This is a genomic window from Pseudarthrobacter sp. AG30, from assembly GCF_003116525.1.
Classification (GTDB): Bacteria; Actinomycetota; Actinomycetes; order Actinomycetales; family Micrococcaceae; genus Arthrobacter.
Genome location: NZ_QEHL01000006.1, coordinates 100,391 through 112,774, shown reverse-complemented (window position 1 = coordinate 112,774; position 12,384 = coordinate 100,391). Strand labels below are relative to the sequence as shown.

Here is a 12,384-nt window from a genome sequence, read left to right as displayed (position 1 = left end):
CCCGGCCGCGTGCGGGATACTTAACGGATGCAGCCACGCAGAATCGTCCTCCTCGGATCCACCGGTTCCATCGGCACCCAGGCGATCGACGTCGTCGACGGCGCCCCGCACCTGTTCGAGGTGGTGGCACTCAGTGCCGGTGGCGGCAACCTTGAACTGCTGGCCCGCCAGGCGGTCCACACCGGCGCCGCCGTGGTGGGCATCGCCGCCGGTTACCCCCGCCGGCTGGAATCCCTTATCCGGGAAGCAGCAGCCGCCGCCGGCCGTCCCGGATACCGCCCGGAAATCGTGGCCGGACCTGACGCCTCGGCCCGGATCGCCGCGGTGGAAGCGGACGTGGTCCTCAACGGCATCACCGGTTCCATTGGCCTGGCGCCCACCCTTGCGGCACTCCGCTCCGGGGCCACCCTGGCCCTGGCCAACAAGGAATCGCTGATCGTTGGCGGCAGCCTGGTCAAGGCTGCGGCCAAGGAAGGCCAGATTGTGCCCGTCGACTCGGAACACTCGGCGATCGCCCAGTGCCTGCGCGCAGGGACGGCAGCCGAGGTGGACCGGCTCATCCTGACCGCCTCGGGGGGGCCTTTCCGCGGCAGGAGCCGGGAGCAGCTGCATTCCGTCACGCCGCGCGAGGCGCTGGCGCACCCCACCTGGGACATGGGGGTCATGGTCACCACCAATTCGGCCACCCTGGTCAACAAGGGACTGGAAGTCATCGAAGCCCACCTGCTGTTCGATATCCCGCTCGACCGGATCGATGTGGTGGTGCACCCGCAGTCCGTCGTCCATTCCATGGTCCAGTTCGTTGACGGCTCCACCATTGCCCAGGCCTCCCCGCCGGACATGCGGCTTCCGATTGCCCTTGGCCTGGGCTGGCCGGCCCGGGTACCCATGGCCGCGCCCGCCTGCGACTGGACCCAGGCCGCCACCTGGACCTTTGAACCCCTGGATGCTGCAGCCTTCCCGGCCGTTGACCTTGCCAAGGACGCCGCCAAGCAAGGCAGCACCTTCCCTGCTGTTTTCAATGCGGCCAACGAAGAGGCCGTTACGGCGTTCCATGCGGGCCGGATCCGGTTCACCGACATCGTCGATACCGTGGACGGGGTGCTCAGCGAACACTCAGGTTCCTCCGGGCTGACAGTGGAGTCGGTGCTGGATGCTGAAAGCTGGGCACGCGCCCGCGCCCACGAACGTTTAGCAGTCAGCAGTCTCTAGGAAGCAGCAGCACCTCCATGACCCCTGTCCTACTTTTCATCCTCGGCGTCGTCTTCGTGGCCGTCGGCATTGCCGTGTCCATCGCCCTCCACGAGGTGGGGCACCTGGTGCCGGCCAAGCTCTTCAAGGTGCGCGTCACCAAGTACATGATCGGCTTCGGGCCCACCCTCTGGTCACGCCGCAAGGGTGAAACCGAGTACGGCGTGAAAGCCGTTCCGCTGGGCGGCTACGTCTCGATGATCGGCATGTACCCGCCCAACAAGGAGGACGGCTCGGTCCGGCCCTCCAGTACCGGGATGTTCCAGACGCTGGCTACGGAAGCCCGGTCACTAGCCCACGAAGAGGTAGGACCCGGCGACCACGACCGCGTCTTCTACCGGCTGCCGGTCTGGAAAAAAGTGATCGTGATGCTGGGCGGGCCGGCCATGAACATGGTCCTCGGGGTGGTGCTGACGGCCGTCCTCCTGATGGGATTTGGCATTGCCACCGCCACCACCACCATCTCCGACGTCTCCAAATGCCAAGTGGCCGCAGGGCAAACCGTCGATCCCGACTCTGCCGACTGCCAGCTGACCCCCGCGGCAGCGGCGGGACTCAAACCCAATGACACCATCACCTCCTTCGACGGCAAGGCCGTCACCAGCTGGGACCAGCTGACGGAGTGGATCCGCGCCTCTGCCGGCAAGGAAGTGGCCATCACCGTTCAGCGGGACGGCGCTGCCGTGTCAACCACGGTGACGCCGGTCCTGTCTTCCCGGCCCGTGATGGGCGCCGACGGGCGGCAGGCCACCGATGCTGCCGGCAACCTCCAGTACCAGGACGTCGGTTTCCTTGGCATCGGCGCGCAAACGGCGCTCGTGTCCCAGCCGGCGTCGTCCGTCCTGCCCATGGCCGGAGAGAACATCCGGCAGGTGGCCGGCGTGGTGTTCAACCTGCCCGCCCGTGTGGTGGGCGTAGCCAAGGCCGCTTTCAGCGAGGAACCCCGGGACCCCAACGGCCCCATCAGCGTGGTGGGCGTGGGCCGGGTGGCCGGCGAGGTTGCCGCCATGGAAGCTGTCCCGCTCCAGTCCCGGCTCGCCACCCTCGTGGGCCTGCTGGCTGGCCTGAACTTCGCACTGGCCGTATTCAACCTCATCCCGCTGCTGCCCCTTGACGGCGGCCATGTGGCCGGAGCCCTGTACGAAGGAGCGCGCCGCGCCGTAGCCAGGCTGCGCGGCCGGCCGGACCCGGGAGCGTTCGACATCGCGAAACTGCTGCCCGTGACCTACGTCGTGGCGGCCTTGTTGATGGGCATGAGCGCCCTGTTGATCTACGCGGACATCGTCAAGCCCGTCAATCTGTTCTGACATCAGCCGATTTAGGCTGACTTTGCTAAATCAGTCAGATTTGATTGATTGTTATGAATCACCCGCCTATGGTTGATCTATGTTCGTAATGACGATCGACCAGCGTGGCAGCACGGGTGACCTGGACCGGGTCCCGGGTTTCATTGAGCAGGTCGCGCGCCTCGAACCTGCCGGGGCCGGCAGGCCGGCTTTCGAGCGGTCGGTCGGCGACGAAGTCCAAGGGGTGGTGCGGGACGCTGATGCCGTCGTGGACATCGCCCTGTACGCGCTCCGCGAAGGGCACTGGTACGTCGGCATCGGCGTCGGAACCGTGACGCTGCCGGCGGGTGCCAGCCCGCGGGAAGGCACCGGAACCGCGTTCGTGGCTGCCCGGAAGGCCGTTGAGCGCGCCAAGGCCGCCGCTTCCCAAGTGCCGGTGTCAGTGGTGGCCGGCATCATGGCGGGGGAGGCGGGCGGGAATACCCCGGCCGGGGAAGGGGAGCGGACATGCGCCAAAGCCGAAGCGGTGCTCCGGCTGCTGGGCCGCCTGGTCCAAGAGCGGACGGAAGCCCAGTGGCGGGTGGTTGACGCGCTGCGGCACCTGGACGCCGGCGCGCCCGGAGCCGGCCGGCCTGGTCCGGCCCGGCACGGCAGCCAAAAGCAGGTGGCCAGGGAACTTGGAATATCGGAGCAGTCCGTGAGCCGTACCGTGCTTCGCTCCGGATGGCAGGAAGAATGGGCAGCACGGCCGGCCGCATCGCTGCTGCTTGATCTCGCCCAAGCACAGGTGGTCCCCGCCGTACAGGAAACCGGAGCCGGCGATGGAGGAGTCAAGTGACCGCAGTGTGGGTGGCCGTGGCCTTGGCGGTGGCAGGTTTCGTGGGATGGCCGGTGACGGCCTTGGTGTTCAAGCTCGCCAGGACCATTGACGACAAAGCCGATGCCGCCACGACGGCAACGGACGCCGGCTCCGCTGCCCAGGACCCGTCTGCCGACGTCACGGTGGACGGCGAGCTGACGGCGCAACCCGGGCCGGCGGCGTCGAACGGAACGGACGCAGCAGCGTCGGCTCCGGGCCAGCGCATCCTGCGCGGCGGCGCCATCATCGGCGTGCTGGAACGGCTCGGCGTATGCCTTGCCATCCTGGCCGGCCAGCCGGTCGCCATCGCCTACATCGTCGCGATCAAGGGCCTCGGCAGGTTCGCTGAACTCAAGGAGACCCCTGTGGCCGCGGAGCGCTTCATCATCGGAACCCTCACCTCCATGCTCTGGGCGGCAGGAACCGCAGCCGCCGCCAAAGTCCTTTTCCTGCAGTAAACGTCCACCGCGTCCTCGAACCGGGACAGCCCGGATGGGTACGAAGGCAGGCATGGCGATAGGGTAGCCGTATGACAGTTTTTGCCGTTGAGTACGTTTACGCCGCCAACTCCACCGAAACCCGCAACGAGGTCCGGCCCGCGCACCGCGAATGGACAGGCGGCCTGGCGCAGGACGGTGTCATCGTGGCCAGCGGACCCTACGGCGACGGGGCCGGTGCCCTCCTGATCTTCACGGCAACAGACGAAGCTGCCCTGAACTCGATCCTTAAGCAGGACCCGTTTGCCGCGGCCGGCGTCATCGCCGGGACCCGCATCACTGAATGGTCACCGGTCACCGGCATGCTTGCCGGGCTCGCCGCGTAACCGCATCCCTACCCTTTCAACCCAAGGAGTCCACGTGACCTCGGTCAGCCTGGGAATGCCGTCAGCACCGCCGCCCGTCCTGGCACCCCGCCGCAAGACGCGCCAGATCAAAGTCGGCTCGGTAGGCGTGGGATCTGATTTCCCCATCAGCGTGCAGTCCATGACCACCACGCCCACCACGGACATCAACGCCACCCTCCAGCAGATTGCTGAGCTGACGGCGTCCGGCTGCGACATCGTGCGCGTCGCGTGCCCGTCCGCAGACGATGCCGAGGCGCTGCCCATCATCGCCCGCAAGTCCCAGATCCCGGTGATCGCAGACATCCACTTCCAGCCCAAGTATGTCTTCGCCGCCATCGAGGCCGGTTGCGCGGCAGTGCGCGTGAACCCCGGGAACATCCGGAAGTTCGATGACCAGGTCAAGGAAATCGCGGCCGCCGCGAAGGACCACGGCACCTCGATCCGGATCGGCGTCAATGCAGGCTCCCTGGAACCGGGCATCCTCAAGAAGTACGGCAAGGCCACCCCCGAAGCGCTCGTCGAGTCCGCTGTCTGGGAAGCGTCCCTTTTCGAGGAACACGGCTTCCACGACTTCAAGATCTCGGTCAAGCACAACGACCCCGTGATCATGGTGGCCGCCTACGAAATGCTCGCCGAAAAGGGCGACTGGCCGCTGCACCTCGGCGTCACCGAGGCCGGCCCCGCGTTCCAGGGGACCATCAAGTCCGCCACCGCGTTCGGGGCCCTGCTGTCCCGGGGGATCGGTGACACCATCCGGGTGTCCCTGTCCGCCCCGCCGGTGGAGGAAATCAAGGTGGGCAACCAGATCCTCCAGTCCCTCAACCTTCGTCCCCGCAAGCTGGAAATCGTCTCCTGCCCCTCCTGCGGACGGGCCCAGGTGGACGTCTACACTTTGGCCGAGCAGGTCACCGCCGGGCTGGAAGGGATGGAGATCCCGCTGCGCGTCGCTGTCATGGGCTGCGTCGTGAACGGTCCGGGCGAGGCCCGCGAAGCGGACCTCGGCGTTGCGTCCGGAAACGGCAAGGGCCAGATCTTTGTGAAGGGCGAGGTCATCAAGACTGTCCCTGAGAGCCAGATTGTTGAGACACTGATCGAAGAGGCCATGCGTATCGCGGAAGAGATGGGGGAGGCCGATGGCGAAGATGCTGTCAAGGGTAGCCCCGTGGTTAGCGTCTCGTAGGGACGATCCCGACCCTGCGGGTATTTCCGTCCGAACGCTTGACGGCCAGGACACCGCGGCGCTGGCCAGTCTGGCGCAGCAGGATCCCGTTACCAACGTGTTCATCCTGGCGCATTTGCGCGCCACGGGCACCGCAGCACCCACCGCCGGAGGCGCCGGCGTTCTGGGCGTCTTCGACAACGGCGTCCTTTCCGGTGCCTGCTGGGCCGGGGCAAACCTGGTGCCGGTCCAGCTTGACCCCGCCCTTGCGCCGCTGGTAGCCGGGGCCGCGAACAGCTCCGGGCGCCGGTATGCGTCCGCCTTTGGCCCCGCAGAGGCAGTGCTGGCCCTTCATGCGGAACTCGCCCAACTGGGCCACCGTGCCCACGAAGTGCGGGCGGACCAGCCGCTGATGGTCATCGCGGAGCGGCCACGGGTCCAGCCCCACCCGGGTTTGGCCCAGGGCAACCTGGCCGACTTTGACCGTATCCTTCCGGCCTGCGCCGCCATGTTTGAGGAAGAAGTAGGGTACTCGCCATACTTGGGCGGCCGGGAGTTCTACAGCCGCCGGGTGGAAGGCCTCATCCGGCAGGGCCACTCATTGGTCCACCTGAACGAGGCACATGAAGTGGTTTTCAAGGCCGAACTGGGGGCCGTCACCGCGGACGTCACCCAGGTCCAGGGCGTGTGGATGAATCCCCGGTACCGCGGCCAGGGGCTGAGCTCCGGCTACATGTCCGCCGTGGTGGAAAGAGCGCAGAAGATCGCGCCCGTGACCAGCCTGTACGTCAACGGCTTCAACACCAAGGCCCGGTCCACGTACGAACGTGTCGGCTTCCGGCAGGTGGGTACGTTCGCTACAGTTCTTTTCTAGCGGCGTCCGCCGGAGGAGAACTGAAAATTGGGGGAAAAATGAAGAAGACCGTGCTGGGAACATTCGGGGCTTCTGCCCTCCTGGCCATGGCGGTATCCGGGTGCGGGGGACCGGCCACCCCGCAGGCCGCGGATTCCCCGACCGCAGCGCCAGCGGCGTCACAGACCACAGCCGCCCCAACTCCCACGGCAACGCCCACGCCTACCGCCAAGGCCTATACGTCCGAACAGCTTGCTGCCATCGTGGGGCAGGTCAGGGACTCGGCGGACCGCAGGCTGACAGTCCTGCCCGCCGTTGATATCACCAAGACGCTGGACCAGACCAAGACTATGCTCGCGTCGATCGACGTCAAGCCCGCGGAGTGCAAGGAACTCGCAGCTGCCAGCGCCGTGCCGAACGTCGATGGCGCCACCATGGCCATCGGCATGAGCACCGACGCCGGCACCGGCGCGGCGACCGCGCTATCGCTGATCGCCGGCCTGGACCAGAGCCTGCTGGGCAAGGTGGCCAGCTCCGCGGACCAGCTGGCCAAGTGCTCCTCCATGACCATGACGGCCTCGGGCATGGAGGTCTCGGTCACCGTGAAGGCCCTGCAGGGCGTGGGCTCTGTTCCCGGCGTCTTCGCATACCGTACGGACGCCACCTTGCCGGACGGCCGTACGCAGTCCACGGTCACGGCGCAGGCGGTGCAGCAGGGCGTGGTGCTCACTTCCGTCGCCTCCGGGGGCGCGAGCGAGGACGACGCCGTCCAACGGGCCGGTGCGCTCCTCGACTCGGCTGCTGCCCTGGTCAAATAGGGCCGGTGAGGTAGCGCTGCACCGTGGGTGCCACCAGCCGCACCACATCATCCGCGGGTGCTGACGCGAGCGGTTCCAGCCGCACCACGTAACGGACCATCATCAAACCCACGATCTGGCTTGCCACGAGGCTTCCGCGCAGCGCCACTTCCTGCGGCGGCCCGGGAACCGAAGCCGTGATCCTGGTGATCACCCGGCGTGCCACCGCCTCCCGAAGCTGCGACGTCCTGGCCGTGGACCCGATGGTTCCGCGCAGGAAGGCCAGGAGGCCGGCCTGGGCGGGGCTTTCCCAGAGCCGGAGGACCGTGCGGACCATCAACTCGGCCCGCTGGTCAGGGTCCGATTCCGCCATGCCCGCAAGGACCTGCTCCGGGTCGGCAGGCAGTTCCACGCTGAGGGCAAAGAGTTCGTCCTTGCCGTTGAAGAAATGGTGGATCATGGCCGGATCCACTCCCGCGGCGCGGGCCACCTGGCGCAGGCTGGTCCCGTCAAAGCCGTGTTCGGCGAAAAGCCTCCGGGCGGCGTCGAGGATGTGGTCGCGGGACGCGGTGGCGCCCACGCGGCGTCCGCGGCGCCCGCGGCGCCCGGAACCCGCCGGACGGCCAGCCGGATCCGCTGCCGGATTCCCTGCCTGATCCGCTGGTCCGGGAAAGGTCACGCTGTCCGCCGGCGGAGCGTCAACGCGGCAAGCACCAGCACGCCGAGCGAGATGCCGGCCATGGCCGCCGCGTCCTGCCACAACCGGCTGGTTGCCTCAGTATGGGCGGCGACCTCTTGGAGGGCGTCCACCGAGTACGTCAGGGGGAGCACGTTGGAGATGGCTTCCAGTACGTCATTCATCCGGTCCCGGGCAACGAACAGTCCACACAACAGGATCTGCGGCACCACCACCACCGGCATGAACTGGACGGCCTGGAATTCGGTCCTGGCAAAGGCCGAACAGAACAGGCCGAGCGCGACGCCCAGGACGGCGTTGATCACCGCGATCAGCACCACGTAGCCGGGGGCGCCGGCGATGTCCAGGCCAAAAATCCAGTAGGCCACCGCTGTGGCCACGAGTGACTGGAGTGCGGCCATCAGGGAGAAAGCCACGCCGTACCCGAACAACAGGTCCGCCTTGTGCACCGGCGTGGTGAGCAGCCGCTCCAAGGTCCCGGACGTGCGTTCCCGCAGCATGGTGATGGACGTGACCAGGAACATCACCACGAACGGAAAGATGGCCAGCATCATCAGGCCAACCCGGTCGAACGTCCGGGGAACACCCGGCGGCAGCACCTCATTCTCATAGAGGAAGTACACCGCCGTGAGCAGCAGCGCCGGCACCACCAGGATCAGGGCGATGCTGCGGTGGTCGTGGCGGAGCTGGCTGAGCACCCGGCGGGTGGTGGCGAGCATCATCAGGATGTCCATCAGTGCACCGTCCCCTCCGGGCGGGACGATGCCACGGCTTCCGGTTCATCGCCTGTCCCGGCGTGGTCCGCGTTCCGGATGATGGCCAGGAAGGCCTGTTCCAGGTTGCTGCTGTGCCCGCGCCTGCTGAGCTCGTCCGGAGTGAGCTGCGCGAGGAGCCGGCCCTCCCGCAACAGCAGCAGCGTGTCGCAGCGGCTGGCCTCCTCCATGACGTGGCTGGAGACCAGGAGGGTGGTCCCGGCCCGCGCCATGGCCCGAAACCGTTCCCACAGGTCGGCCCGGAGGACAGGGTCCAGGCCGACGGTGGGCTCGTCCAGCACCAAAAGGCGGGGGTGGGCCACCAGTGCGCAGGCCAGGGAGACGCGGTTGACCTGGCCGCCGGAGAGGTCGGCGGTCTTGCGGCGTGCCAGGGCTTGGAGGCCGACGGCGGCAACCGCCTCGGCCACGTCGGCTTTCCCTTTCCGGTGCATGGCACCGAAATAGCGGACGTTCGCTTCGACGGTCAGGTCCGGATAGACACTGGGGGACTGGGTGACGTACCCAACCTGCCGCCGCAAGGCGGCACTGCCCGCCGGCAGGCCCAGCACCTCGACGGTGCCGCCGGCTATGCGCTGCGCTCCCACGATGGTGCGCATGAGCGTGGTCTTGCCGCTTCCGGAGGGTCCCAGCAGACCGGTGATGCGTCCTGCTGGAATGCTGAAGTTCAGCCCGGCCAGCACGGTACGCCGTCCCAGTTTCACGGTCAGTGAGGACGCCGCGACGGCCGTGGTGTCCTGCCGGCGGACCTCCGCCAGGGGTGCATCCGGGTGGGCCATAACGCCTCCGTCGCTGCGCAGGGCTTCCCTTGACGGATCCGCCGGGGAATTCATCACCTGGTGAATTAAATGTAGGCCGGGGTGGTCGAGGGGGCAAGGGAATCCTCCGGCGCAGAAACACTTGTCAAACGTGTTCACCATCACATAGGTTCAATCTAGCTGCGCTGGAAGTGGGGTGGGCGGTCTCACCAGTCCTCACCAGTACTTAGGCGATAACGGCGTTGGGCCACGCCCGGATGCGATGACCAGCCTCACTGGGGGGCCAGGGGCTTTGTATTTTCCGGGCGTGGCCCTACTGTTTCCCGGCGCAGCGGGCTTCCCGGCCCGGGCGGGCTGCCCCTCCAGTCAGTGCCGCAGGGCGTGTGCCGGTAGATTAGTACCCAGACGAATTGTCCGGCCCTGCTGACCCAGCACTTCCCCAGAAACGGATACCACCCGTGGTCCTACGACTGTCCCAGCTTTTCCTGCGCACGCTGCGCGAAGACCCCGTCGATGCCGAGGTTGCCAGCCACAAACTGTTGGTCCGCGCCGGCTACATCCGCCGCGCGGCTCCCGGAATCTACACGTGGCTTCCGCTGGGGCTGAGCGTCCTGCGCAAGGTCGAGGAGATCATCCGCCAGGAAATGGCCGCCATCGGCGCCCAGGAAGTGCACTTCCCGGCACTCCTCCCGCGCGAACCGTACGAGGCCACCAACCGGTGGACCGAATACGGTGAGGGCCTGTTCCGGCTCCAGGACCGCAAAGGCGCCGACTACCTGCTGGCTCCCACGCACGAGGAAATGTTCACGCTCCTGGTCAAGGACCTGTATTCCTCCTACAAGGACCTCCCGCTGAGCCTGTACCAGATCCAGAACAAGTATCGCGATGAAGCACGCCCGCGTGCGGGCCTCCTGCGCGGCCGTGAGTTCATCATGAAGGACTCCTACTCCTTCGACGTCGACGACGCCGGCCTGGATGCCAGCTACGCAGCCCATCGGGGCGCCTACCTGAAGATCTTCGAACGCCTGGGCCTTGAGGTGGTTCCGGTGGCAGCCACCGCCGGTGCCATGGGCGGGTCCAAGAGCGAGGAATTCCTGTTCCCCACCGAAATCGGGGAGGACACTTTCGTCCGTTCCGCCGGCGGGTACGCAGCCAACGTTGAGGCCGTCACCACCGTGGTTCCCGACGAGATCGACTTCAGCAACGCCCCTGCCGCCGAAGTCCTGGACACCCCGGATACACCCACCATCGAGACGCTGGTGGCGGCTTCGAACCAGATTGCCCCGCGGGCAGAGGCCGACGGCGGCGCCTGGAGCGCCTCTGACACGCTGAAGAATGTGGTCCTCGCCGTGACGCTGCCCACCGGCGAGCGGCAGCTGGTGGTCATCGGCGTTCCCGGTGACCGCGCCGTGGACCTCAAGCGCGTGGAAGCCAACATTGGTGCGTTCCTGCCGATCGCGGGCGAGATCGGCCTCGAGCAGGCCGGCGAGGAAGACCTCAAGAAGCAGCCCCTGATCGTCAAGGGCTACCTGGGCCCCGGCCTGTCGCTCGACCAGCCGCTCCTGGGCACCGAGAGTGCCACCAAGCTGCTGTACCTGGTGGACCCGCGCGTGGTCAGCGGAACAACGTGGATTACCGGCGCCAACCAGGCAGGCAAGCACGTCTTCGGCCTGGTGGCCGGACGCGACTTCACCTGGGACGGCGTCATCGAGTGTACCGAAGTCCGCGCAGGGGACCCCTCACCTGACGGTTCCGGCCCCCTGGAGACGGCCCGCGGCATCGAGATGGGCCACATCTTCCAGCTCGGCCGCAAGTATGCCGAAGCCCTTGACCTCAAGGTCCTGGACCAGAATGGCAAGCAGGTGGTGGTCACCATGGGCTCCTATGGCGTCGGCGTCACCCGTGCCGTTGCCGCGCTTGCCGAAGCCAACCATGACGAGCGCGGCCTGGTCTGGCCCCGCACGGTGGCTCCGGCCGACGTCCACGTCGTGGCCGTGGGCCGCGGGGACGAAATCTTCCAGGCAGCGGAAAAGTTGTCCGCAGAACTCGAAGAGGCCGGCCTCTCCGTGATCTACGACGACCGCCCCAAAGTCTCGCCCGGCGTGAAGTTTGGCGATGCCGAGCTTGTGGGCGTGCCCACCATCCTGGCCGTAGGCCGCGGACTGGTGGACGGCGTGGTGGAGATCAAGGACCGCTGCAGCGGCGAGGCCGAGAACGTTGCAGTGGACAAGGCCGTCGACTACGTGGTCAACGCCGTCCGCAACCGGTGATCTCCGGCTTCGAGTCGATCCAGCTCACCACCATCATCCTGATCGTGGTAGCTGGGTTCGCGGCCGGCTGGGTTGATGCGGTAGTGGGCGGGGGAGGCCTCATCCAGCTTCCGGCGCTGCTGCTGGTTCCCGGCATCGCGCCGGTGCAGGCATTGGCCACCAACAAGATGGGCTCCATCTTCGGAACCGCCACGAGTGCAGCGACGTACTACCGGCGGGTGGGACCAGACCTTCGGACCGCCGTTCCCATGGCAGCCATTGCCTTGGCGGGCAGTTTTGGCGGCGCCAGCCTGGCCGCTTCCCTGCCCGCCGGGGTGTTCAAGCCGATCATCGTGGTGGCGCTGGTCGCCGTCGCGCTTTTCACCGCGCTGAAGCCCACTGTGGGCGACCTGACGGCGCTGCGGCACGACGGCCACAAGCACTACGTCGTCGCCTGCCTCATCGGTGCCGTGATCGGCTTCTACGACGGACTCATCGGTCCCGGGACGGGGTCCTTCCTGGTCATCGCCCTGGTGTCCGCCATGGGCTACGCGTTCCTGGAGGCCAGCGCCAAAGCCAAGATCGTGAACATGGCCACCAACGCCGGTGCGCTGCTGTTCTTCCTGCCGCACGGGTCCATCCTGTGGGGCCTCGGCCTGCTGCTCGGGGCAGCCAACATGGCCGGCGGCTACCTTGGCGCCCGCACCGCTGTGAACCAGGGCAGCAAGTTTGTCCGGGTGGTCTTCCTGGTGGTTGTCGCCGCGCTGATCGTCAAGCTCGGCTACGACGTCTGGGAGGACAACTTCGCCTGACCGGTGCGCAAAACTGCTCCTCGTGGCGGAACCCGCCCGGGCGTAGCAT

At 67.1% G+C, this 12,384-nt stretch carries 13 protein-coding genes; 10 read left to right on the top strand and 3 right to left on the bottom strand.

What is annotated here, in order from left to right; genetic code table 11:
* The first annotated feature begins 27 nt into the window (after positions 1-27).
* The 8 genes from dxr (at position 28) to DC347_RS07315 (ending at position 7,070) form a co-directional block, all read left to right on the top strand.
* Entirely contained in the window at positions 28-1,212 is a 1,185-nt protein-coding gene (gene dxr / locus DC347_RS07350) for a 1-deoxy-D-xylulose-5-phosphate reductoisomerase (RefSeq protein ID WP_109044930.1), read from the top strand.
* Between the two features lie 17 nt (positions 1,213-1,229).
* Positions 1,230-2,558 carry an RIP metalloprotease gene (locus DC347_RS07345; RefSeq protein WP_109044929.1) on the top strand — a complete coding sequence of 443 codons (1,329 nt, stop codon included), beginning with the start codon at positions 1,230-1,232 and terminating at the stop codon, positions 2,556-2,558.
* A gap of 79 nt (positions 2,559-2,637) precedes the next feature.
* Positions 2,638-3,375, top strand: coding sequence for a MarR family transcriptional regulator (locus DC347_RS07340; RefSeq protein WP_109044928.1), 738 nt, complete (start codon positions 2,638-2,640; stop codon positions 3,373-3,375).
* Complete coding sequence (locus tag DC347_RS07335) at positions 3,372-3,854, top strand: hypothetical protein (protein ID WP_018763460.1); 483 nt, start codon at positions 3,372-3,374, stop codon at positions 3,852-3,854. Before DC347_RS07340 ends, DC347_RS07335 begins: the two co-directional genes overlap by 4 nt.
* A gap of 71 nt (positions 3,855-3,925) precedes the next feature.
* Positions 3,926-4,219, top strand: a complete 294-nt coding sequence (locus DC347_RS07330; protein WP_018763461.1) for a YciI family protein — start codon at positions 3,926-3,928, stop codon at positions 4,217-4,219.
* 34 nt (positions 4,220-4,253) lie between these two features.
* On the top strand, positions 4,254-5,420 hold the full coding sequence (gene ispG, locus DC347_RS07325) for a flavodoxin-dependent (E)-4-hydroxy-3-methylbut-2-enyl-diphosphate synthase (RefSeq protein WP_018763462.1): 1,167 nt from the start codon (positions 4,254-4,256) through the stop codon (positions 5,418-5,420).
* Positions 5,383-6,273, top strand: coding sequence for a DUF4081 domain-containing GNAT family N-acetyltransferase (locus tag DC347_RS07320; protein ID WP_109044927.1), 891 nt, complete (start codon positions 5,383-5,385; stop codon positions 6,271-6,273). Before ispG ends, DC347_RS07320 begins: the two co-directional genes overlap by 38 nt.
* A gap of 38 nt (positions 6,274-6,311) precedes the next feature.
* Entirely contained in the window at positions 6,312-7,070 is a 759-nt protein-coding gene (locus DC347_RS07315) for a hypothetical protein (RefSeq protein ID WP_018763464.1), read from the top strand.
* Here the strand turns inward: DC347_RS07315 and DC347_RS07310 are convergent.
* The 3 genes from DC347_RS07310 to DC347_RS07300 form a co-directional block, all read right to left on the bottom strand.
* On the bottom strand, positions 7,063-7,629 hold the full coding sequence (locus DC347_RS07310) for a TetR family transcriptional regulator (RefSeq protein WP_018763465.1): 567 nt from the start codon (positions 7,627-7,629) through the stop codon (positions 7,063-7,065). The two genes, DC347_RS07315 and DC347_RS07310, sit on opposite strands and share 8 nt — an antisense overlap.
* Positions 7,630-7,724: 95 nt before the next feature.
* Positions 7,725-8,468: an ABC transporter permease gene (locus tag DC347_RS07305; protein WP_109044967.1), complete on the bottom strand. Its 744-nt coding sequence runs from the start codon at positions 8,466-8,468 to the stop codon at positions 7,725-7,727.
* Between the two features lie 11 nt (positions 8,469-8,479).
* The gene (locus tag DC347_RS07300) at positions 8,480-9,295 is read right to left on the bottom strand and encodes an ABC transporter ATP-binding protein (protein ID WP_109044925.1); all 816 of its coding nucleotides are present in this window, start codon (positions 9,293-9,295) and stop codon (positions 8,480-8,482) included.
* Between the two features lie 437 nt (positions 9,296-9,732).
* On the opposite strand from DC347_RS07300, the gene DC347_RS07295 reads away from it, so the two are divergent.
* The gene (locus DC347_RS07295; RefSeq protein ID WP_109044924.1) at positions 9,733-11,544 is read left to right on the top strand and encodes a proline--tRNA ligase; all 1,812 of its coding nucleotides are present in this window, start codon (positions 9,733-9,735) and stop codon (positions 11,542-11,544) included.
* Positions 11,541-12,335: a TSUP family transporter gene (locus DC347_RS07290; protein ID WP_018763469.1), complete on the top strand. Its 795-nt coding sequence runs from the start codon at positions 11,541-11,543 to the stop codon at positions 12,333-12,335. Before DC347_RS07295 ends, DC347_RS07290 begins: the two co-directional genes overlap by 4 nt.
* The last annotated feature ends 49 nt before the right edge of the window (positions 12,336-12,384 follow it).